Genomic DNA, 23,704 nt, shown 5'->3' on the forward strand with positions numbered 1-23,704 from the left:
AAATTTATCAGGGATAATTTGTAACCCAATCATCATATTGTCAAGACCCGGCCCTCATCTGACTTTCAATTTTAAATATTACAAGTACACTAACTCCCGGTTCGTTTTTAATCTCAAAAGTGCCTCCCAACTGCTTACTAAGTGCCTTAAGCATTTCCATTCCCAATGACGAAGCTTCGGATAATTTGAAATTTGCTGGTAGCCCTTTACCGTTATCAGTAATACGCAAAGTAATAGTTTTCAAGGCCGATAGTTTCGCGTGGATAAGAATTTCCCCTCCGTCGTTCCCAAACGCATATTTAATACTATTGGTAATGGTTTCATTCAATATAAGGCCCATAGGCACGGCCTGGGATATATCCAGATTCACCTGATCTAAATCTTCTTTAAATCTAATTTTACGATGACCGCAATCATAGCAGGTATAAAGATATCTAACTAAATCGGTTATGTAGTCGGCCATCGCAATAGTAGCCACGTTGCTTTTACTGTATAGTTTTTGGTGAATAATAGAAATGGCCTGTACCCGGTTTTGGCTATCTCTTATTGCGTCCCTGGCATCGGTATTTTGCAGATATGCGGATTGCGTATACAGTAAACTCATTACAATTTGCAGGTTATTCTTAACCCGGTGATGAACTTCCCGCAGCAGCCATTCTTTTTCGGTTAGCAAGTCCTGTTGGCGGCTTAACAGGCTATCTTTATCCTGAAGTAGTTTTTCTTTCTCATTTAGTAAAGAGAAAAGAGAGTTGTTTTGAGTGTTGATCTCTTCCTGCTTTATCTTCAGTTTAAAGTTGCTGCTTTGTTTGCTTCGGTAAGCGAAGTATAATACTCCGGTTAGTATAAAGCCTATCAACACACCGGTAAGAGTGATGTTTCGTTGCTGGTTAATTTTTTCGAGGTTGTTTTTTTGTATGGTTGACTGGTTATTTAATTCCTGGATCTTCTTATCCTTTTGTACGGATAAATATTTGGTTTCAAGCTCGCCTATTTGTTTGCTTGTTGTAACATTAGTAAGGGAATCTTTAATGATTTTAATTCGCTGAAAGCCTTTTAATGCCGCCAAAAAATCGCCTTTGGCCGAATCAACCTTGAATCTATGCTGATAGATGGTCATTTTTGAAAGTACCGACATTTTATCGGTAGGCAGGGCTTCCAGCATCTTCAGTTCATTGGCCAGCTTTGCCCACTGCCTGGTAAGCAGGTAATGCTTGGGAAGGGGATCATACGTGGCAATGAAATTATCCATAGCATAATAATTTCTTTTTGTTTCCCTGGGGATGTCTTTATAAACTTGTTGGAATACTTTTTTAAACCTCGGGATCATTTTTTCGGCGGCATTGCCATTATTCATGTGATTGTATAGTTTCAGCTCGGCCGAGAGAAACATACTTTCCTGAACGACAGTTTTTTTAGGATACCTTTGGGATGTTTTTTTTAGATACGCGAAAGCTGTGGCGTATTTTTTAAGATTAATATAACAAGTAAGTATTTCGTGAACGCCCAGGTTGTACATTTCCTGGTTATTCAGTTCAGTTGCAATATCAACACATTTTTGGTGATAAATTAAGGCCTGTTCAAACTGACGTTTATTGTAGTAGGCTACTCCAAGTGTAAAGTAATAATATTGTCCCCAGTTAAGATCATGTTTAGCGGCGGCTTCATAGGCATTTACACAGTTAATACGGGCGAGTAATTCTTTCGGCATATCGCCCTTACGGTAATAGTTATCCGCCAGCCTATAATAGGCTAATGCAATTTGCGGGCTTTTTAAAAGCTGATATTGCTTAATGACAGATATAAATCCCTGTTCGGCCTTATCAAATTGATTAGCATTTTGGTATGTAAATGCAATCCGGAACTGCTCATCGGCAGCCTGAAGCTTGAAGCCGTTTTTCAAATAAATTTCATAGGCCTTATTATGGATCTTTAATTTACTGTCAACTTTGAACTTATCTGGTACAGGCATGCGGTCGGCATAATAATGCCAAACGTTTGCTTCTTTTAATGGTTCGTGGTGTACCTGGTAATAGTTAGCTACCGAAGTGAAAACCTCAGTTGCGGCGTTCCAATTGTTTTGTTCTATGTCAAGTTCTCCTTTCGCAAAAAGCGTACGATACAGATGGCCTGTGGCATGGATAGTTTTACTGAGTGTTTCGGCTTGTGTTATGTAATATGAAGAACTGTCCAGGTCTTTAAATAGCTCTCCTGGTTTATTTAAATAATACTGACCTAATTGAAGTTGCGCATTGATACGGTTGGTATCATTTCCGGTGTTTTGTAGCTTTTGAAATAGTTCCGCTACTTTTTGAGCATCGGCGATAAAGGTACAGCTTATCAAAAAAATGCAAATGGCAAGCTTTTTCATCGTCGTGATATGTGGTTTAACTAAATTGCTTTTCGTTATGATTCAAAAGAGGCTGAAAACTGAAGCGGCTCTGCTAATGATGATTGCCATTTTCAGAATCTCTTCTCTTAAAATCAAATACTGATAACGAAAGATTGTGCCACCTAAGTAGTTGCTTGACAGACAGATATTTGGTTTAACTTCAAGGCATGAAATGGGCGATATATCGGACGAACGTTTGGCTATCATCCGATATATAGTTGCATGGGGGCCAGGGGGAACGCAATTTTTTAAATTATAGCGGCATTGAGGCCTTGAGTTATTTAATACCCAGCCTTTTCATTTTTGAATGAAGAGTGGTAGGAGGTAATCCCATTACAGCGGCAGCACCGTTGGCGCCTCTTATTCGGCCATTGCAGTTTTTTAGCACGGTGATGATATAATCCCGTTCATTCTCATCAATCGTTTTCATTCTTGTGCCGGTTTGCATTTCGGCATTTGTTTTATTAGCGGGGTATTTGGGCAGTGAAACCTCCTCTATAATTAAGGTTTTTGACAACAGTATTGTTCTTTCAATAAAATGTTCCAGTTCCCTCACATTTCCCGGCCAGGTATAATCAAGCATTTGCATCATGGCCTCAGGAGATATCCCGTTAATAGGTTTTTTATACTTTTTTGAATAGTATGAGATGAAATGATTGGTGAGTGCTGGTATGTCGTCAATTCTTTCCCGTAAAGAAGGGATAATGATCGGGAATACAAAGAGCCGATAATATAGGTCCAGTCTGAACCGCCCTTCTTCCATCTCTTTTTCAAGGTCGCGGTTTGTGGCGGCTATGATCCTGACATCTATTTTTATTGGTCCTTTGCCGCCAAGCCGTTCAATTTCCTGTTCCTGTAATACGCGAAGTAGCTTAACCTGGAGGTCTATAGGCAGTTCGCCAATCTCGTCGAGGAAGATGGTACCTCCATCAGCCATTTCAAATTTGCCGGTTCTTTTTTCCAACGCGCCTGTAAAGGCACCTTTTTCATGCCCGAAAAGTTCGCTTTCGATGAGGTTAGCGGGCAAAGAAGCACAATTGACAACCACCAGCGGCTTGCCCGACCTTCCTGATAGCGTATGGATGCTTTTAGCTACTCTTTCCTTGCCCGTGCCGCTTTCACCAAGGATAAGTACAGATGTATCCAGCGGTGAAATTGTGTTGATATGATCAAGTACAGTTAGCATAGGGCGGCTTTGCCCTACAATGCCGTCAAAATGATATGGACGTTCTTTAGGCAACACCGGTTGGGCGGGAATAACCGGAGCCCGGTTATTTGCAGTAGTGTGTTGCCGGTCACTTTCAATTACATAATTTAAGGCGTTAAGCAACCGGCTTAACAACGCGATATGTTGCTGGCCATAGGTATTGCCCTTTCGGCTGTAAAACTCATACTGTATCAATGTTGAGTTGTCTTGCCCGACCGGAAAAAACAACGCTGATTCGAAATCATATGTATCGGCAATTATTTTGCTCAGCGGGTTTTGATTACAAAGGTGATCAAGCTCTTCATCGCTAAAATACTTTGCCCTATTTATCGCAGATAATGAGGTGTAAATGTTCTTCAACGTAGCATGGTTGGTACCCGTTATATTCATTAATTCCTGTTCTCCCTGTACCTGGTATTCATCAAAACCTATCCTTAAAAAACCAATGCTGGTCAGGGTTTCGTTATTTGCATTCTTGAGTATAAAATTCAGGTAATCAAATGGTATATATGCCTGCATTTTGTCGGCAACACGTAATAACTTTTGCACCTTGTCGGCATCATAATTACGGATATCCTTTAACTTTTGGTTCAGCTCCATTTCTTGCTGCCTACTGCTTTCGAGGCTGTTTTGATGCCGGTAAAAAGCAACATCAAGTGTGGTAAGCAAATCGTCCTCGCGAAACGGTTTAACTATAAAGCCAAATGGCATTGTCGATTTAGCTTCTTCCAGTAAGGTACCCTGAAAGTTTGCGGTGAGATACACAAAAGCCATATTCCTTTCGGTAAGCTTCCTGGCAAGGTCAATGCCGTTTTGTACTCCTTTAAGATGAATATCAAGCAAAACCAGATCGGGTTTTTGTTCGTCGATAGAAGTTAAGGCCTCATTAACAGATTCTGATATGCCGGTAACTTTATATCCTGCCGATGTTAAAATCAGTTTTAAATGATGGCCAACAAGAGATTCGTCTTCTACTATCAGTATTTTTTTTATGGACATATTATACAAAAATAAGGCTATTTCAAACGCCCGGTTTGCCGGAGGAATTTACTGGGGCATGAAATTTAGTTAAAATAGTTTTTTGGTTATGAAATATCCAATCCAATATATGTGCCGCAGGCGAAATAACCTTATACAATTTCCGCCTATTTTAATAATCTGCCAAATGTATTCTAAAAAACCAGGGTATTTTGAGGGCTTAGGTGAATTTTACAATTGCGGGCCACATGCAAGTGCAGGGGATTCATGATATAAACCGACGAAATAAAATTCAAAAAAAAAGGAAATCGTCGAAATATCGTCGGATGACATGAAGAAAAGTTCCTTTTTTCATTATTAGAGCAGTGGCATAAAATTCGAAGCAGTTGTGATGAAAATCTATATAAACAAATTTGAAATGATCACTGAAAGAATAGTATCCAACACGGAAACTGAAGGGCAGAAACTGAATTTACATTTGGGATTACCTCAGAGTATACTTATTGATTCTGGCGTGAATACAGGTAAAGACCGCCTTGCACGGAAGCCTCTTTTCAACAATCAATATCCCGGCATTATCGGCAATTGCGCCGAAATGCAAAAAGTGTATCGGCTGATGGCTATGGTTGCGCCAAGTAATTCGACAGTTTTACTGCTTGGGGAAACAGGTACCGGAAAGGAAGTTATAGCCAGGGGAATACATCAGTCATCGGGCAGGAAAAACAAGCCGATGGTAACCATAAATTGCGCGGCACTTCCGGCTAACCTTATCGAAAGCGAACTTTTCGGGCACGAAAGAGGATCATTTACAGGGGCGGCAGACCGAAGGATTGGCAAGTTTGAGCTGGCCCATCAGGGTACCATTTTCCTCGACGAGATTGGCGAACTTCCGCCGGAGTTGCAGGTAAAGTTATTACGTGTTATCCAGGAGCGGGAGTTTGAAAGAGTAGGGGGGAAAACAACTATGAAGGTTGATGTTAGGATCATTGCGGCTACAAACCGCGACCTGGAGGCTGAAGTTGATGCAAACCGCTTTAGGGCCGACCTGTATTATCGCCTCAACGTTTTCCCAATAAGTTTACCCTCCTTGCGTGACAGGCAGGAGGATATTGCCGAACTGGCAAATTTCTTCCTGGTTCGTTATTCCAAATTAACCGGCAAAAAAATTAATTTCATATCCAATAAGGTACTGCAGCAGCTTAAAAGTTATTCATGGCCTGGAAATGTGAGGCAGTTAGAACATTTAATTGAACGAAGTATCCTGCTATCAGACGATAGTGTATTAAGGCAGATCTGCTTGCCGAATACTACAGTGAAAAACCTCAACGATCAGGAGATTTTCAGGAATAAAACGCTTATAGATGTTGAACGGAGCCATATTATAGCTGTATTGAAAAAATGCAGTGGTAAAATTGCCGGTGAAGGGGGCGCTGCCGAATGGCTGGATGTACCACCAACTACGCTGCATGCCAAAATGAAAAAGCTTCATATCGTTAAGCAGGATTATTTTCAGCAAAAAGCATAAACATAAGTTTGGGGATTGCCTGCTTCGATCATGAAAAATATCTACTTTTAATGCTAAACTTCTGTTTCGGCTAAACGCCGCGATTATAGTATATTTTCATGATTCGTTCACTGATACGATATTGTTTCATTCCGTTATCATTTTGCTGTATATCACTATCAGCTTATGCCCAGGATTTTAAAACTTTAACAACTGAACTCAACAAAACCAAACAGGATACCAACCGGGCTGTGGCGCTTATAAAATTAGGGAGATATTTTAAAGACAAGCCTGTTTGGGATCCTAAAAACCTTGATACAGCCCGTTCTTATTTCAATGCGGCAATAACATTAAGCCAGGCAATCGGATCGGCCGATTTTTTGCACCACGCGTTATTTGAAAAAGCACTCACTTTTATTATACAGGAAGATTTTAAAAATGCTGATTCGCTATTTAATCAAATAACCGGCTATTACCATAAAACCGGTGACTATTTAAAGGAAGCTGAATACTGGACACTGTATGGAAACAACCTGTCATTTAATGATAAGCGTCTGCTTTCCACCCGTTCAAAATGTTATGAAAAGGCGTATGCGCTTTATAAAAAAGGAACGGACCGCCTTAAGATAGCTGATGCGCTTGGCAAAATTGCGGATGCCGACCTTAACGAGGGGCGGTTTGATAAGGCGGAAAAAGAGCTGTTAAGCGTAATACAGGAGTATAAGGCTATAAAATTTATAAGGATCTATTACGGTTATTACCTTTTGGCCGAAGTATACTCACGTAAAGATCAGCTTCAAAAAGAATTGCTTACCCGTATTGAATGCATAAACAGTTGCGATGCCGACGTGCATAGAAGCGACTATGATGCCTCTTTTTTTAATATTGCGGTAGCACTATCGTACAGGAAGAACAACAAGGACAGTGTAGCATTACCATATTTTATAAAAGGAGCCGAATTAGCGCTTAAAATAAGAAATCAGAATTACTATTACAGTGCTATTGACGGGGCTATCGGTTGTTGTATAACATTAAAAAAATATCACACTGCCCTTGCTTATTTAAATAATACGCCGAAAAAATTTCCGGGCCCAACCCTCAAAGAACAAAGCAAGTATATAGCAAGAAAAATGCAGCTGTACAATTTCCTTAAACGGAATGTGGAGGCAGAAAAACAGGTGCCGGCATTTAGAAAGGTGTTTGAGAAGTTATATGGTACCCTTAACGATGATCCGCTGTTTTATGCGGTAGACAAGTTTGTTGAAAATTATGACCCGCTTCCTCAACATTTTATCCAAACAAAACAATGGGCAAAATTATCAGATGAGTTAAAGTATCTCCAAACGCTTCCCTCAAAAAGATTATTAACCCCTTCCCGGATAATTATTTCCGGATATAAGTATAAAGTTGATTCGGCAGGCGGGAATTTTGATACCGCGTTAAAGGAATTTCAATATATGAGGCGCATGCAGGATTCGCTCACCAATGCCGCCACGGTTAAACAAATTAACGAATTAGAGGCCAATTATAATTCGATTAAAAAAGACAAAACCATTCACGCGCTTAATAATAATGCCCAGATACAAAAAGATAAGCTGGAAAAAGCTAACCGGCAAAGAAATATTACGCTTGCCGCAGTACTTATTTCTGTAGTATTTGCAGTTATAATATATATTGCCTATCGCGCCAAACAACGCAGCAATGTACGTTTGCAAGCCAAGCAGCAAGAGATTGACAGGCAAAATCATAAATTATCGGCCTTGCTTTCAGAAAAGGAAAAACTGCTTACCGATAAGGATGGTTTATTGAAAAGGCAAGAGGACCTGATCACTGAAAAAGAATGGCTGCTCCGGGAGGTACATCACCGGGTTAAGAACAACCTGCAAATAGTGATGAGCTTGTTGTATACACAATCGGCTTATCTGCAAAATACCGATGCAATTGAGGCTATACAGGACAGTCGGAACAGGGTACAGGCCATTTCTATTATACATCAAAAGCTCTATAATAAAAGTAATGTTGCCACTATTATAATGGCCGATTATATTAATGACCTGGCACGGTACCTTAATACCTGCTATGATTGTAACCGACGAAGAATTAAATTCAGGGAGGAACTGGATGTCGTAAACCTGGATATATCACAGGCCGTGCCAATGGGACTCATATTGAACGAAGCCATTACCAACAGTATTAAATATGCATTTGATCAGGAGGGCGGGGAGATTTTTATTAAAGCGCGGTTGTCATCTAAAGATACAGTTACACTAAGCGTTACAGACAATGGCAAGGGTCTGCCTCCCGATTTCAAACTGTCTGAGACATCCTCCCTGGGCATGGAAATGATGAAAGCCCTTAGTAAACAGTTGGGGGGCAGTTTTGATATAAAAAGCGAACGCGGGGTAATTATGACTATACAGTTCAAAATCGAAAATTCCTCTGCTGTAATACCTGGCAGTGAGGATTCGCTATTGTGAAATTTTGTTTTGCAGCAATTACCGTTTCTTTCAAATGTTCAATTAATTTCCATATCTTACTTCCGGGCGACGTACCCTGGACCCCCTCCTGGTTGCCCTCTGGACCAGTTTAAGCCCCTTTTTTCAGCATAATTTTGCCTTACAAACTCAATAACGGGTTTGGGTATAATTATTCTATTATGAAAAAAATAAGTTTAACCTTGTTGGCGTTTTGTGCTGCTTTAGGTGTCAATGCCCAGGCAAAAAAGGACCCCAAGTGTGCAAATGTGAATGTTACACAGTATGAACCTGAAGTTATTTTTAAAAGGATCATTACCACGCCGCAAATTAAAAGCCAGGAAGTTAAAATGGTCATCGTGCGGTTTGCACCCGGTGAAATATCCGGGGCCCACAGGCACCCGATCCCTACTATCGCTTATGTATTACAAGGAAGCATCTCTTCAACATTTAACGGTAAAACTCATATTTATAAACAGGGTGAGGCGTTTTGGGAAGACCCTAATGGTTTGCACGCTGAAAGCAAGAACATGAGCAAAACCGAAGAGGCTAAATTGCTGGTTTATTTCATCGGCCCTAAAGAATTACCGTTTATAACCGCTGCAAAATAAACATTGATTAAACGCCATCGATCAATAACTCTGAATCTCAATAAATAAAAAATATAAAACGGCCGGTAACGGCCATAAAAACATAAATTATGAAAATAGTAGTAATAGGAGGCAGCGGGCTGATAGGCTCGCAGGTTGTAAATAAACTTACAGAACAGGGGCATGAAGTTATAGCGGCTTCGCCGGCAACCGGTGTAAATACAATAACCGGCGAGGGTGTTGCTGAAGTTTTAAACAGAGCAGATGTTGTAGTAGATGTTGCAAATTCCCCTTCGTTTGAAGATGCCGCGGTAATGGAATTTTTCAAAACATCGGGCAAAAACCTTCTTGCTGCCGAAATTGCAGCAGGAGTTAAGCATCACCTGGCATTATCAGTTGTCGGGACAGATCGCTTACAGGATAGCGGATATTTCCGCGCTAAACAGGCGCAGGAGGATTTGATCAAAGCATCTGGTGTTCCCTATTCAATTATACACTCCACCCAGTTTTTTGAATTTTTGAGCGGGATAGCTAACGCGGCAACAGAGGGAGATACCGTCCGCCTGTCGCCTGCTCATATTCAACCTATCGCATCTGCAGATGTGGCCACAGCGGTTGCTAAAGTTGCTTTGATGGAGCCCCTTAATAAAATTGTTGAAATAGCCGGCCCGGATAAGTTCAACCTGTCAGATCTTGTGCAGATGTATTTGACTAAAAATGGCGATCCCCGTAAAGTTGTTGCCGATGTACATGCAAGTTATTATGGGGTAGAATTGAATGATAGCATGCTGGTACCAGGCAGCGATGCTAAGATCTTCAATACCAATTTCGAAAATTGGTATCTGAACCAGCCTAAAAAGGCATAGTTCATCTTTTTCTGTTTTATGGTTTGGATGCCCGTCATTATCAAAGTGACGGGCGTTTTTTATGGCAAAATATCCACTTTATATAGTGTAAGATAACTCAGAGCACCAAATATGGAGTGGTTTAACAGTGTTTATTGTTGTAATGTATTGGTAGTTAGGTTTTTATAAAATGGCATGTGTGTTGCAAAAAACAAAGGCCTGCCTTGGCAAATATTTGAATGGGTTTTTCAAAGCGGGTGGCAGATCAATTTAATTACAAAAATAACATGCTTCCTTACCATAACCTGATTGTCATCGATAAACGAAACCAACTCCCTGTTTACAGGCAAATTACCAATCGCCTGATCAGCCTTATAAAGGAGGGTTTAATTCCGCCAGGAACATTTTTTCCCGGTACCCGGCAAATGGCCGAATTTATCACCGTTAACCGTAAAACAATTATCAACGCTTACGAAGAGCTGATGACGGAAGATTGGATAGAACCGGTGGATAGGAAGGGCTATAGGGTAACACCCAAACTACCTGTAATTAAACCAAGGTCGTTTCAACCTCGCAACTCTTTTTCGCCTCTGGATAATATTTGCTCAATAAACCTTGCCTTGCAAGGTGTATTGCAACCAGAGCACCGGGCAACCAAAAGTTCGGATATTGTTGTTAACGATGGTTTTCCGGATCCGGAGCTTGCTCCGTTTTATGAGATCAGTAAAGTTTACCGGGATAAGGCCACCAGTTCGAGAATTAAACAGTTGATGTGTTTGAGGGACCAGGGTGGCCTTCCGCTGCTCAAAGAAGCAACCGCTTTATTTTTAAACGAAACCAGGGGGGTAAATATCAGGAAGGACGACCTGGTAATTACGCGCGGCGCGCAAATGGCTATTTACATAGCGGCTACAGTATTACTTACCAAAGGCGATCATGTAGTGGTAACCGAACCTAACTATCTTTATGCCGACCAGATCATTGAAAACGCTGGTGCCCGCATCTCAAAAATAGGAGTTGATGAGGAGGGGCCGGACCTGGGGCAACTGGAGCAGATCCTTAAAAAGTCGCCGGTAAAAATGCTTTATATAGTTCCTCATCTGCATCATCCTACCACCATAACAATGTCGGCCAGGAGAAGGCAGCATTTGCTTCAATTAATTGAACAGTATGGATTTTATGTAATTGAAGATGATTACGGCTACGATTTCCATTACACCAATAATCCTATCCTTCCGTTGGCCAGCGCCCCTCATGGCGGTAAAATAATTTATATAGGATCGTTTACAAAGTTGCTTGCCCCGTCAATAAGGGTAGGTTACATGATAGCTGCGCCCGAAATCGTAAAAAAAGCAATCGATCTAAAACGTTTGATTGATTTGAGAGGGGATACCTTTATTGAATTTATGCTGGCGCAGATGATCATCAACGGCGATCTGATTCGGCATATTAACCGGTCGAACAAGCTATACGCGCGGCGTTGTGATTTTATTTGCGATCTGCTTACCAAAAAATTATCGCATGCTGTTGATTTTACCCGGCCGCTTGGCGGGATGGCTATTTGGCTTAGGTTTAAGCAGGAATATCCTGTAAATAAAATAATTAACGATGCCGCCCATGCCGGGCTTCGTATGATCGGTATGTCGTTCAGGCTTCCTGGTAACCTGAACGATAACGGGATCCGGTTTGGGTTTGCCTCGCTCTCTGAAGAGGAGGTTTCAAAAGCTGTGGATATCCTGACTAAGTTAACTTCTTGATTTTGAATTGCAATTACGGATAAAGTATCCGGTGTTACTGTTAAAATCAGATGCATACCGCTATGAGCGGCGCACCTGATTTTAAGCTGGCTTGAATGATAGTTCCATTTTTATAAATTGAAAAACCCCATTGGCCGTTTGCGTAAAATTTACATAGACCGGTAATGCCCCGGCCTATGTAAAAAAACAATCAACCAAACTGACCAACCTGATAGCTGCCTGCAATTTGGGGGAAAGAAAGGTTGAACCTGTTCCAGGTGTTAATAGTTGTAACTGCAAGTGTGAGATCAATCAGTTCTTCTTCGGTAAAATGAGGTTTTACACGTTCGTAAACGCTGTCGGGCACGTCGCATTTAGTTACGGCCTCGGCCCAGCCCAGGGCTGCACGTTCACGGTCGGTAAAATAAGGTGTCTCACGCCATGCGCTGATACCGTAAAGCCTTTGCTCGGTTTCGCCATGTGCACGGGCATCTTTGGAGTGCATATCCAGGCAGTATGCACAACCGTTCATTTGAGATACCCTAAAGAATACCAATTCTTGCAGAGGTATTTCTATTGTTGAGTGTTTTAAATAAGCTCCCGTCTGAAACAGGGATTTCAGGGCGTTTTGCCCTTTGCCAAATAGATTAACTCTTTGTTCCATTGATAATTAAATTAAATTGTTATTTATTCGTAAAGGTGTAAGCTTTCGGGTTTTTGGAGGTCGTTGATCCAGTTCCGGATATACAGTAAAAGGCCTTGCTGATCTGGTTTTGTATTTGATTCGCCACAGCAGCCAAATACAATAAGGCCGAGAGCGATGCAGTGGGCGATATCAAGATGTTTTAATAAACCAATGCTGAAGCCGGCTATGAAGTTTTGCCTGGCATCCGCGCCGATCTCAATATGATGCTCAACTTTTTTTCGGCTAAGGACAAATTGCTGGTTGCGGGAGAATAGTATTGCATTATCGGCCGAGTAGATCAACAGGCGGCTAACATCCATAGTCCTGAAAATGGAAAAGTATTTTTTGTTGAGGTCGGATGGAGTTTGACCATCTACCGGCGTATCGGGATTTACGCCGTTCAATACCATCCACAACTTCATTGCCTCAGTTGCATCAAGTGCGAAGGTTACCTGACCATGGTGCGAAAATTCGCTTATGAGATCGATCGCTTCGTCTACCTGGAACGAAAGTTTATTTCCGGGATCACCGAGGTAAAAGATAAATTCAAGGTCTTTTTTATCCAGCGGCCTGATCACATCGGCCAACAAACCATTCCAAAGGTTGGATGCACCGGTAATAGCCGCCCAATCGTCAAATGCTATCGTTCGGCAATTGCTAAACAGTGAGCGAAGTTCCGCGATAACGGTTTCATTCTTAAAAAACGTCCATAAGTATTGTTCAACCTGCGCAGGTGGTAATGTTACCGATAACTTTAAAAGCGCGGTGAAATCATGACTTGCATTTAAGGTTATGCTACGCACACCCAAAAGTTTCAGAATTTCGGGAAGCGGTGCTTCGGTAACTCCCAGTTTATTTATCCTTAAACCGGATGAAAATTGATTTAAGTTTTCGTCTATAAGTGTGAGGTAAATATTTTCCGAAAGCAAACCGCTTTCCACAATCTGTAAAAGATTGGTTAAAACAGGTGCCGTATTTTTAATTTCCATGTTCAATGTTTCCATCTTCAAATTGTTTTTAGGTGCATTAATTTGTGTTTCCGTGCTAAAAAGGGTATATCCTTTCATCATCATCACCACTATTGGTAGCGTAATTCTGAATTTAGAGCCTTTTCATTTGTGTAAATGCGTGCACTTAGCAGATGTTTATTTGCTGCCTGCTTTCAGGTACCGTGCTTAGGCGCGATTTTGATATGATTACATACTGGCATATTTTGACGTTCCCAACCAGTTGCAACCGGGAAGCCGGGGGCAAAATTGTTAACTGTTCACACACTAATTGGCTTATAATAAAGCCCCAACCGATCCTTTCGGTTCCAGGTAAGGGCGTGTTAACGTTTTTGAGGAGGGTATAATCGGTTGCTTTATTCATCCTGCAATGGCTGTTCAACCATCCGTAAAGAGTCATCCATATATTCGCCTCCTTCACTAAAACTTTCTTCATTTGGATCATAATCTTCTGATGGCATTTCTCCGGATTGATCGCTTTTTTTGTGAGGATCGCTATGCGATCCGAATAACCAGTTTTCCATATTCATTTTTTTGTTTAACCTGTTGCGCGCCTGATTTATCGCCCGGTCCAGACCTATATTGCTGTGCAAAATCGTTGGCGAGGCGGCTTTTTAGCTTTTACAAGCGTTATGCCATTGAGTAATTGATTGATTTTTAGCTGGTTGTTGTTTTGGTGGAATTTTAATTACACCTTATTTCGCCGAACAAGCCGTTGATACACCAAATACAGAGCCTTTTCAGGTGACAACGTAGACTGGCAGAAACAAATTGGAGGCGCGAGGCCTTTTTTGAATACAGGAGGTGGGGGTTAAACTTAATGCATTTTTAATGTTCAATAAAAAGCTATCCGGATTGAAAGGTATATCCTGAAACAGAAACAACCACATAAACAGAGCAATGCTTTTTATGTGGTTGTTAAATCGGTTGAGCTAATAGGGGGTAATAGCCCATGCCAATAAAAATTAGAAATACCGTGGAAGGCTAACGCAGTTTTAAAATTTTTAATTACGGACCACTGCCGATTCTTTAACAACCTGCCACCTGCCTGATAGATATTCCCAGATCAAAGTAAAATATTTTCGGTTCAATTTGCCGTCAAATACAAGTTCGCGTGTAATTACAACCATGCCCATATTCCCATCACATACGGCGTAGTGATAGTCGGTTTTGGTAGAAAGTGGTTCGGTATTTAAATCTTTGTTTTGCTGTATAAAAGACATGAGCTGCTCTTTGTTCATAGTATCAACAACTCCGTCTTCATCAACTTTTACTATCAGTAAATTATCGGCATAAGCTTTATCAACGTATTGCACGTCAAAATGGGTTGCATGATAAATTAGTTCCCGGGTTAATTCAATTAATTGTTCGCTGTTCATCTTTTAATTTTTGAGGATTAATTATTGTGTGTATTCGACCTTTAGGTAAAACTGAATGTGTTAAGCTATGGTTATCGGGGATGAGCGGAGACAATACTTATGCCAGGTTCTAAATTGTTGATTTATAGGTATTTGTATATTAAATAAAAATATTGTACACCTTATTTCGACAATATTTGAATGCATTGACGAAATGGAGTGTCACGATCAGATGATTTTATACTGACTTGTATAGGGATTCTGAACTGCAGCGAAACTATTATCAGACTTGAGTGATATACGTGCCTTTAGAAATTGAGCTTCGCCAACTTACGGGGTTTGAAAAAATGATTCAAAGGGCCGGATCCCTCGCCGGTTTTTACATTCTGTCCTTCTTTGATGGCTATATTAACGTAGTTCCCGGCCAAAGCAATAGCTTCGGTTAGAGATTGCCCTCGTGCTATGTGAGATGCGATAGCCGAAGCCAGTGTACAACCCGTTCCGTGTGTATTTAAGGAATTTATAAAAGGATAGGCAAAAGTTTTTCTTACACCTTGCCGATCAGCATATACGTTGTAGAGTTCAGCCCCATCTAAGTGCCCGCCTTTTACAAGAACGCCCTGGCTACCTAAATCTAACAACGCTTCTGCCGCGTTTATCATATCATCAACATTACCAGCATATTTGCCTATTAGTTGAGCTGTTTCATTCAGGTTTGGCGTGAGCAGGGTTACCATTGGAAAAAGCAGCTCCTTCATGGCAAACAATGCTTCGTTATTTGCCAGTTGTTTTCCGCTGCTTGAGCTGATAACTGGGTCGAGGATGATGGGTAGCGGTTCGTATTTTTTTAAAGCATCGGTCACCGCCTGCACAGTTTCCGCATTTGGCAGCATCCCGATTTTTACAGCCAAAGGCCGGATATCGCTCATTACCGCGCTGATTTGATTTTGCACCATTGCCGGCCGTACGACGTGAATATCAGTTACCCCCAGGGTATTTTGCGCGGTAATGGCAGTAATGGCTGAGGTGCCGTAACAACCCAGGGCGGCAAAGGTCTTCAGATCGGCCTGAATGCCCGCACCGCCGCCGCTATCGGAGCCGGCGATGGTTAATACCGAACAATATTGATAATACTGCATCATTTCGTTTTAAAAATTAAAGGCGTTAATGCCCCCTTTTAAACTAAAGGCCGCTATTCCCGAAAAAGACCTGATTTGCTGAGCCGCTATTTTACTGCGTTGCCCGGTTTGGCAAATAAATACCAGCTTTTTACCGCTTGGAAAAATATTAGCGTGTTCTTCCAGCTCATAAAGCGGGATATTTATTCCTCCTATATTTTCATCGTCAAATTCATAGGTTTCACGCACATCAACCAGGTAAATTTCGTCGGGTGTTTCCGCGTGCCATTTTTTGAAGGTGTCGGCATCGATTTCATTTACAACCCTATCATTTTCAACCGACAGAGATGTGTTAACCGGGGGGGAAGGTGTTGCGGCAGAAATTTTGAAAATACTGATGCTGTTGTCAAGCGCATTCAGGGTGAACAGTTTGCCAGATAATAGTTCCCCAATACCGCAAATCAACTTAATGGCTTCGTTGGCCATATAAGTACCTATTATACCGGGTAATACGCCGATAACACCAATTTCGGCACAGTTGGGCGCTTCATTTTCTGGCGGCGCTTCGGAAAACAGGTCACGATAGCCGGGGCCGCCCCGATGATTAAACACCGATACCTGTCCCTCAAATTTAAATATTGAGCCAAATACCAGCGGTTTGCCAAGGGCGGCGCAAGTATCATTCACCAGGTAGCGGGTTGTAAAGTTATCGGAGCCATCTATCACCACATCAAAACCGATTATCAGTTGTTGGGCGTTGGCAAGGGTAATCCTTTCGGTATATGTTATCAGGTCTACAAAAGGATTAAGCTGATTTAGTTTTTGTTTGGCTGTCAAAGCCTTTGGCCGGCCAATATCAGCGGCAGCATATAATATTTGCCGGTGCAGGTTGCTGATATCAACCACGTCATCATCTACAATACCAATGGTGCCCACTCCGGCTGCAACCAGGTATTGCAAAACCGGGCAACCTAAGCCGCCGGCCCCTATCATTAACACCCGGGCGGCTTTTAGTTTTTCTTGTCCGTGCAGGCCCAGCTCGGGCAATATCATTTGCCGGTTGTATCTTTTCAGTTCTTCGCGTTCCAGCATATCCTTAGGTTAAACAGCTATCCCAATCTTTCCAAACCGCTTCATAGCCCTGTTTAGCAATTATCTCTGCGATTTCCGCAGGACTGCGCTCGTCGGAAATTTCGAACTGCTCCAGCGACTCAGGCTCTACCGTGTACCCGCCCGGATTGGTTTTTGAACCGGCGCTTATAGAGGTAATACCCAACTTGATGATATTATTGCGGAAGTTGGCAGATTCGCGGGTGGATATCGAGAGTTCAACCTCCTCGTTAAACAAACGATAAGCGCAGATCAGTTGTACCAGTTCGCGGTCATTCATCTCCACCTTTGGCTCAAGGCCGCCGCTAAAAGGTCTCAACCTCGGGAACGAAAGGCTGTATTTAGTTTGCCAGTATTTTTTTTCGAGGTAGTTAAGGTGCATCGCGGTGAAAAAACAATCGGTGCGCCAGTCTTCCAAACCAATTAAAACGCCCAGTCCCATTTTATGGATCCCGGCCTGGCCCAACCTGTCAGGCGTTTCCACCCTGTATTTAAAGTTTGATTTTTTGCCTTTGGGGTGGTGTTTTTTGTAATCCTCTTTATGATAAGTTTCCTGGTATACCAGCACGGTGTTAAGGCCATAAGGCGTTAGCTGCTGATAGTCTTCCAGGTCCATCGGTTGCACCTCCATCGAGATATGGGCAAAATGAGGCCTGATCAATTCGAGCGCTTTTTTAAAATAATCAACATGCACATTCACGTTGTCCTCGCCCGTTACCAGTAATACATGCTCGTAGCCCATCTCTTTAATAACGGCCACTTCCTGCATAATTTCCATTGGCGAAAGCGTTTTGCGTTTTACCTTGTTGTCGTAACTAAAGCCGCAATAAGTACAGATATTACTGCATTCGTTGGATAGATAAAGCGGCGCGTACATCTGCAGCACCTTACCAAAACGTTTCAGGGTCAGGCGCTGGCTGATCTGCGCCATTTGCTCCAGGTAGGGGGCTGCAGCAGGTGATACCAGGGCCTTAAAATCTTCCAATGTTCGTTTATCAGCGGCCAGGGCGCGTTCAACATCCGCGCTGGTTTTGGCGTAGATACTGGCCTTGGTATCATCCCAGTTATAGGTTTCAAAAATATCGTTAAAACTACTCATCTAAAAAAGAAGTTAGTGGACTACTTGCCATAGCATGTGATACCGGTTGTGCCAGTTTTGCTTCAAAAGCCATCCGGCCGGCTTCAACGGCCAGTTTAAATGCTTCGGCCATTTGTACAGGATTACTTGATACCGCGATGGCGGTGTTTACCAGTACCGCGTCGGCGCCTATCTCAAGCGCTTTGGCTGCATCAGACGGAGCACCTATACCCGCATCAACAATAACGGGTACACGGCTTTGGCTGATGATGATCTCTAAAAAATCGATGGTTTTAAGTCCTTTATTACTACCAATGGGCGAGCCTAAAGGCATCACGGCCGCGGTACCGGCTTCTTCAAGCCTTTTGCATAATACGGGGTCGGCATGGATATAGGGCAATACTGTAAAACCCAGTTTCGCCAGTTCTTCGGTAGCTTTTAGGGTTTCTATAGGGTCTGGCATCAGGTATTTGGGGTCTGGATGGATCTCCAACTTTATCCAGTTGGTTTCCAGCGCCTCGCGGGCAAGCTGGGCGGCAAACACAGCCTCCTTAGCGTTCCGTACACCTGAGGTATTAGGCAGCAGGTTAATATGCGGATATTTTAAACGCAGCAACAGATCGTCGTTGTCGTTGTTTTTTACATCAACACGCTTCAGGGCTACGGTTACCAGTTCAGAGCCTGAGGCCAGCAAAGCCTCCTCCATCATGACAGGCGAGTTAAATTTGCCGGTGCCTGTAAATAAGCGCGACTGAAAAGTTTTATCAGCGATGGTTAACATAGTGTTGATTTTAAGCTTCGTTAAACGAAGGTTGATTTAAATGATGGTATAATTCCGAAACCACTTGCCTGGCGTTGGTAGCGTGGGTGATTGCGCCGGACAGCGCAGCACCGTATACGCCGCTTTGTATGATCAGCGGTATATCGGCCGGCACAATGCCGCCGATAGCGATTACCGGGATACTCATATTTGCAAGACGCATCTGATCCATGATATCCCGATAACCGTCCAGCCCCAGAATAGGGCTCAGCTTTTGTTTGGTAGTTGTAAAACGGTAAGGGCCAAGGCCGATATAGTCGGCGCCCTCGGCAACGCGCTGTTTTACATGCGCAAATGTATTGGCCGTACCACCGATGATCATATCAGGGCCAACAATCTGACGGGCCTGTTGTATGGGCATATCCTGTAAACCCAGGTGCAGCCCATGGGCACCCGCCTTTTTTGCAATTTCAGGATGGTCGTTCACTATTAATCTGGCGCCGTATCCGTCACAAAGTTTAACGGCCTCGATGGCATAATGCAGAATGATATCTTCCGGTTGATCTTTAACCCTTAGCTGTACCCATTTACAACCGGCATCCAAAGCGGCTTTGATAGCGCCGGCATGTGTACCGTTTTGCGGCTGTTGAGAGATATAATGCAGTTTATCAATCATGGATTTAATTGTTCGGTTTGTTTTTTAATGCTTATAAAATTGGAAACAGCCTGCTTGGGATCTTGCCAGATAGCACCTAAAACCGCCGCTCCGTCAAAATTCATCTTTTTTAGTAGGGTTAAATTAGATACATCCACGCCGCCAAGCGCTATTATTTTTGGTCCGGACTTATTACTGTCTAAACAAAAACCGGCAGGCAGCATGCTTTGATAACCCGGTTTGGATATGCTATTGAACACCGGGCTTAAAAACGTGTACTCAAAATGTTTTAGTGAAGATGTGTCGCTAACATCATGTATCGAAGTACTCAACCGGTAGCCCTCTTTAAGCTGAATGTTTAACTTCAGTTGGTCGCTTTTGATACGATCCTTTTCGGGATAATGTAAATAGTGCATCTCAAAAACTTTAGCCAGCCCATGATGCTGATGACAAACTACCGCATGATGATAGGCCTGGTCAATCCGAGTAATCAGATTGGTACATTGATCGAGATCCCAACCTGGTTTGCGCAGGTGGAAACGCTGTAAACCGGCCCCGAACAAGCGGTTGATTATTTGTGCTTCATCCGGCACAGTATCCGGGGCCGATATCACGATCAATTCCATTACAGGTATATTTCGCTGCCTTTTTCGGCAAACTCCTTCGATTTTTGTTCCATGCCCCTGGTTAGCGCGTCGACTTCGTTAACACCGTTCTCTTTGGCAAAGTCGCGCACATCCTGGGTTATTTTCATCGAGCAGAAGTTCGGTCCGCACATCGAGCAAAAGTGCGCGATCTTGGCTCCTTCGGCAGGCAGGGTTTCATCATGAAATTCTTTAGCCGTATCCGGATCTAACGACAGGTTAAACTGATCTTCCCACCTGAACTCGAACCGTGCTTTGCTCAGCGCATTATCCCTGTACTGCGCACCGGGATGACCTTTGGCGAGGTCGGCCGCGTGGGCGGCTATCTTATAGGTGATCACGCCATCTTTAACATCTTTTTTGTTGGGCAAACCCAGGTGTTCTTTAGGGGTTACATAGCACAGCATAGCCGTGCCGAACCAACCGATCATGGCAGCGCCAATGGCCGAAGTAATGTGATCATAACCCGGAGCGATATCGGTAGTTAATGGCCCTAATGTGTAAAAAGGCGCTTCAGAACAATGCTTTAATTGTTTCTCCATGTTCTCTTTGATGAGGTGCATGGGTACGTGGCCGGGGCCTTCAATAATGGTTTGCACATCGTGCTTCCAGGCTATTTTGGTCAGCTCGCCCAGGGTTTCCAGCTCGCCAAACTGCGCGGCATCGTTGGCATCGGCAATGCAGCCGGGGCGCAAGCCATCGCCTAACGAGAAGGCGACATCATATGCTTTCATGATCTCGCAGATCTCTTCAAAGTGCGTATATAAGAAATTCTCTTTATGATGGGCCAGGCACCATTTGGCCATGATTGAACCACCGCGCGATACGATACCGGTAATACGTTTGGCCGTTAAAGGCACATAGCGCAATAACACGCCCGCATGGATAGTGAAATAATCAACACCCTGCTCTGCCTGTTCTATCAGCGTATCCCTGAACAGTTCCCAGGTAAGGTCTTCGGCTTTGCCGTTCACTTTTTCGAGCGCCTGGTAAATAGGCACGGTACCTATGGGTACAGGTGTGTTGCGGATGATCCATTCGCGGGTTTCGTGAATGTTTTTACCTGTCGACAGGTCCATAATGGTATCGGCGCCCCAGCGGCACGCCCAAACCGCTTTTTCTACTTCTTCTTCAATACTCGAGGTAACTGCTGAGTTGCCAATATTGGCATTGATCTTAACCAAAAAATTACGGCCAATGATCATCGGTTCACTTTCGGGGTGATTGATATTTGATGGGATAACGGCCCGACCGGCGGCTACCTCTTGTCGTACAAATTCGGGCGTAATGTAACCTTTAGGCGTATTGGCGCCAAAGCTATGGCCCTGGTGCTGTTGGCTCATTACATCATATTGCCCGTTCAACTGTTCTTTCAGCAGATCGATGCGTTGGTTTTCGCGTATGGCGATGTACTCCATTTCGGGTGTAACGATGCCCTTTTTGGCGTAATGCAGTTGCGATACATTCATGCCTGCTTTGGCGCGGAAAGGTTTGCTGTGATAGCCAAACCTTAAATGATCAAGCTCTTTACTGTTTAAACGTTCGCGGCCATATGCTGATGATATGCTATCCAGCAACTCAACATCACCACGCGAAGTGATCCATTTTTCGCGCAGGCGGGGTAAACCTTTTTTAACATCGATGGCTATGTTGGGATCGGTATAAGGGCCGCTGGTATCGTAAACAGTTACCGGGGCGTTGGGCTCGGTTTCGCCAAAACGGCCATGTAGTTTGGTGTCACTCAGGCTTATTTCGCGCATGGCCACGTCAATGTCGTGCAATTGTCCTTTAACGTAAATCTTACGCGACGCCGGAAACGGTGTTTGCGTGATGGCTTGTGCTGTAGGTGTTTTTTCTGTTTTCATAAAAGGCTATTGGGTGTTTATCCTCCCTGGGTGGCTTTAATAATGATGACCTTATCGCCCTGATTGAGCTTGTGGTTTTCCCATTGGGTTTTGGGAACAATGGCTTCGTTGATGGCAATGGCCAGCCCCCGGTCAGGGTGCTGCAAGACATCAGCGAGCAAAGCCTGCACGTTGCAGTTATCAGGCACAATAAAATTTTGTTGATTAACGGTTACTTCCATTACGTTGCATTAAAATTTCAACTGTAGGAATGTCCCCGTATTAGGAAAGAAAAAACAACACCAATAGTGTTATCGTCACTTTTCCCTTCGCCAGCATTACCTGGATCAGGTTCAAAGGGTATTATCTCAGTCCGTCAGGACACCCCTAAAGTTGCAGTAAAGCTAAAGGAATAAAATTGATTAATCCAAATCAATTTTATGTTAAGACTGTCTGCTTACTACTGATGGTAGTTTGTTTTAACGTGTAAGTGTATTGAAGATCAAGTGATTGAATTGTGTTAATACTGGCGAAAATAATTTGAAAGCACCAGGCAAATTATCGTCAGCTTAACCCAAGATCCATAAAATAATAAACTACTCTCAACCTGATGTCAAATAATTGTTAATCGGCAAAATCGGGCCGGTCAATAAAAATAAGTGTCTTATCTTAGCTGCAACTGAAGTATGAACACATTAGTTGATTTAATACAAACCTATGGGCTCTGGCTGGTATTTTTGATCACTCTTTTACAGAGTGTTGGATTGCCGCTGCCTGCATTTGCAGTATTGATTGTTACTACCGCTGTAACACCTGCAACCGAAGCTAATATCATCATACTCATTTTAACCGGATCACTGGGTACCTTAGCAGGCGACCTCATATTATATTTTGCCGGGAAGAGATACGGAACGGGGATCCTTGGGAAATTATGTAAAATTTCTATGTCACCGGATACCTGTGTTCGCAGCACCGGCGATATTTTTGAACGCTACGGCGCCCCTGCGTTAACCATTGTGAAATTTATTCCGGGGCTATCAACACTGGCACCTGTTGTTGCCGGAGTTTATGCAATGCGGGTGACATTATTTGTGTTTTTTTCATCTATCGCAGCACTTATCTATCTCGGCGCGGCAGTGACCCTTGGTGCAGTTTTTCGGCACCAGGTTAGTGGTTTGATCGCCGCATTAAGTCATTATGGCACAATGGGTAGTTTATTTGTCGTCATGCTGTTCGGTTTATACCTTTTGTTCAAATGGCTTCGGCGGTATCACCTCATCAGGCAGTTTGAAACGGATAGGTTAACTGTGAATGATTTGATAGAACTGATTGACGGAGAATCGAACCCTGTGATACTTGATGCGCGTCCGATAGATCAGCGCACAAGAAATGGATTTATACCGGGCTCAGTCCCCATAGACGAAAACAGTTTTAATGATATTGCCGACCGATATGCCGGGCATAAGGAGATTGTTATTTATTGTTCGTGCCCGAATGAAATAACCGCTGCAAGATATGCAGAGAAATTGCGTAAAGTTGGCCTGAAGCGCATCCGGCCCTTAGTGGGAGGGATTGATGCGTGGGCCGAATCAGGCCAGCAGGTTACATTTCTTTAAAGCCACTGAGTGGTACACATCTTTAATGACCTTATTATTAATTAAAAAACGATGTCATTTCGAACAAACCGTAGGGGGATTTGTGTGTCGGCAGGTGAGGAGAAAT

Annotated in this window: 20 protein-coding genes and 1 riboswitch; of the genes, 6 read left to right on the top strand and 14 right to left on the bottom strand. The window is 43.0% G+C overall.

What is annotated here, in order from left to right:
* Positions 1–40: 40 nt before the first annotated feature.
* Both MusilaSJ_RS01210 and MusilaSJ_RS01215 read right to left on the bottom strand, forming a co-directional pair.
* On the bottom strand, positions 41–2,368 hold the full coding sequence (locus MusilaSJ_RS01210) for a tetratricopeptide repeat-containing sensor histidine kinase (protein ID WP_274988256.1): 2,328 nt from the start codon (positions 2,366–2,368) through the stop codon (positions 41–43).
* Between the two features lie 298 nt (positions 2,369–2,666).
* Entirely contained in the window at positions 2,667–4,595 is a 1,929-nt protein-coding gene (locus MusilaSJ_RS01215) for a sigma 54-interacting transcriptional regulator (RefSeq protein ID WP_274988257.1), read from the bottom strand.
* 397 nt (positions 4,596–4,992) lie between these two features.
* Between MusilaSJ_RS01215 and MusilaSJ_RS01220 the strand changes: the two genes are divergently transcribed.
* The 5 genes from MusilaSJ_RS01220 (at position 4,993) to MusilaSJ_RS01240 (ending at position 11,744) form a co-directional block, all read left to right on the top strand.
* The gene (locus MusilaSJ_RS01220; RefSeq protein ID WP_274988258.1) at positions 4,993–6,099 is read left to right on the top strand and encodes a sigma-54 interaction domain-containing protein; all 1,107 of its coding nucleotides are present in this window, start codon (positions 4,993–4,995) and stop codon (positions 6,097–6,099) included.
* Positions 6,100–6,197: 98 nt separating this feature from the next.
* Complete coding sequence (locus MusilaSJ_RS01225) at positions 6,198–8,555, top strand: sensor histidine kinase (RefSeq protein WP_274988259.1); 2,358 nt, start codon at positions 6,198–6,200, stop codon at positions 8,553–8,555.
* A 179-nt stretch (positions 8,556–8,734) separates the two neighbouring features.
* The gene (locus MusilaSJ_RS01230; RefSeq protein WP_274988260.1) at positions 8,735–9,163 is read left to right on the top strand and encodes a cupin domain-containing protein; all 429 of its coding nucleotides are present in this window, start codon (positions 8,735–8,737) and stop codon (positions 9,161–9,163) included.
* A gap of 89 nt (positions 9,164–9,252) precedes the next feature.
* On the top strand, positions 9,253–10,008 hold the full coding sequence (locus tag MusilaSJ_RS01235) for an SDR family oxidoreductase (protein WP_274988261.1): 756 nt from the start codon (positions 9,253–9,255) through the stop codon (positions 10,006–10,008).
* Positions 10,009–10,274: 266 nt separating this feature from the next.
* Positions 10,275–11,744 (top strand): aminotransferase-like domain-containing protein, encoded by a 1,470-nt coding sequence (locus tag MusilaSJ_RS01240; protein ID WP_274988262.1) that lies wholly within the window; start codon positions 10,275–10,277, stop codon positions 11,742–11,744.
* A gap of 190 nt (positions 11,745–11,934) precedes the next feature.
* Here MusilaSJ_RS01240 and MusilaSJ_RS01245 read toward each other — a convergent pair whose 3' ends face one another.
* The 12 genes from MusilaSJ_RS01245 to thiS all read right to left on the bottom strand — a co-directional run bounded on the left by MusilaSJ_RS01245 (position 11,935) and on the right by thiS (position 22,224).
* On the bottom strand, positions 11,935–12,387 hold the full coding sequence (locus MusilaSJ_RS01245; protein ID WP_274988263.1) for a carboxymuconolactone decarboxylase family protein: 453 nt from the start codon (positions 12,385–12,387) through the stop codon (positions 11,935–11,937).
* A 23-nt stretch (positions 12,388–12,410) separates the two neighbouring features.
* Positions 12,411–13,412 carry a hypothetical protein gene (locus MusilaSJ_RS01250; protein ID WP_274988264.1) on the bottom strand — a complete coding sequence of 334 codons (1,002 nt, stop codon included), beginning with the start codon at positions 13,410–13,412 and terminating at the stop codon, positions 12,411–12,413.
* A 359-nt stretch (positions 13,413–13,771) separates the two neighbouring features.
* Positions 13,772–13,939, bottom strand: a complete 168-nt coding sequence (locus MusilaSJ_RS01255; RefSeq protein ID WP_274988265.1) for a hypothetical protein — start codon at positions 13,937–13,939, stop codon at positions 13,772–13,774.
* A 480-nt stretch (positions 13,940–14,419) separates the two neighbouring features.
* Positions 14,420–14,794, bottom strand: a complete 375-nt coding sequence (locus MusilaSJ_RS01260) for a hypothetical protein (protein ID WP_274988266.1) — start codon at positions 14,792–14,794, stop codon at positions 14,420–14,422.
* A 287-nt stretch (positions 14,795–15,081) separates the two neighbouring features.
* Positions 15,082–15,915, bottom strand: coding sequence for a bifunctional hydroxymethylpyrimidine kinase/phosphomethylpyrimidine kinase (gene thiD, locus MusilaSJ_RS01265; protein WP_274988267.1), 834 nt, complete (start codon positions 15,913–15,915; stop codon positions 15,082–15,084).
* Positions 15,916–15,921: 6 nt separating this feature from the next.
* On the bottom strand, positions 15,922–16,983 hold the full coding sequence (moeB, locus tag MusilaSJ_RS01270; protein ID WP_274988268.1) for a HesA/MoeB/ThiF family protein: 1,062 nt from the start codon (positions 16,981–16,983) through the stop codon (positions 15,922–15,924).
* Between the two features lie 4 nt (positions 16,984–16,987).
* Complete coding sequence (gene thiH, locus MusilaSJ_RS01275; protein ID WP_274988269.1) at positions 16,988–18,100, bottom strand: 2-iminoacetate synthase ThiH; 1,113 nt, start codon at positions 18,098–18,100, stop codon at positions 16,988–16,990.
* On the bottom strand, positions 18,093–18,860 hold the full coding sequence (locus MusilaSJ_RS01280) for a thiazole synthase (RefSeq protein ID WP_274988270.1): 768 nt from the start codon (positions 18,858–18,860) through the stop codon (positions 18,093–18,095). Before MusilaSJ_RS01280 ends, thiH begins: the two co-directional genes overlap by 8 nt.
* 10 nt (positions 18,861–18,870) lie before the next feature.
* Positions 18,871–19,515 carry a thiamine phosphate synthase gene (locus MusilaSJ_RS01285; protein WP_274988271.1) on the bottom strand — a complete coding sequence of 215 codons (645 nt, stop codon included), beginning with the start codon at positions 19,513–19,515 and terminating at the stop codon, positions 18,871–18,873.
* Positions 19,512–20,120 (bottom strand): thiamine phosphate synthase, encoded by a 609-nt coding sequence (locus tag MusilaSJ_RS01290; protein ID WP_274988272.1) that lies wholly within the window; start codon positions 20,118–20,120, stop codon positions 19,512–19,514. The genes MusilaSJ_RS01285 and MusilaSJ_RS01290 overlap by 4 nt, the downstream gene beginning before the upstream one ends.
* The gene (gene thiC / locus MusilaSJ_RS01295; RefSeq protein WP_274988273.1) at positions 20,120–22,003 is read right to left on the bottom strand and encodes a phosphomethylpyrimidine synthase ThiC; all 1,884 of its coding nucleotides are present in this window, start codon (positions 22,001–22,003) and stop codon (positions 20,120–20,122) included. Before thiC ends, MusilaSJ_RS01290 begins: the two co-directional genes overlap by 1 nt.
* A gap of 17 nt (positions 22,004–22,020) precedes the next feature.
* Positions 22,021–22,224: a sulfur carrier protein ThiS gene (gene thiS, locus MusilaSJ_RS01300; RefSeq protein ID WP_274988274.1), complete on the bottom strand. Its 204-nt coding sequence runs from the start codon at positions 22,222–22,224 to the stop codon at positions 22,021–22,023.
* Between the two features lie 65 nt (positions 22,225–22,289).
* Positions 22,290–22,381, bottom strand: a riboswitch (TPP riboswitch).
* A 287-nt stretch (positions 22,382–22,668) separates the two neighbouring features.
* Between thiS and MusilaSJ_RS01305 the strand changes: the two genes are divergently transcribed.
* Positions 22,669–23,598, top strand: coding sequence for a DedA family protein/thiosulfate sulfurtransferase GlpE (locus MusilaSJ_RS01305; protein WP_274988275.1), 930 nt, complete (start codon positions 22,669–22,671; stop codon positions 23,596–23,598).
* The last annotated feature ends 106 nt before the right edge of the window (positions 23,599–23,704 follow it).

It is taken from the genome of Mucilaginibacter sp. SJ, assembly GCF_028993635.1.
GTDB lineage: Bacteria > Bacteroidota > Bacteroidia > Sphingobacteriales > Sphingobacteriaceae > Mucilaginibacter.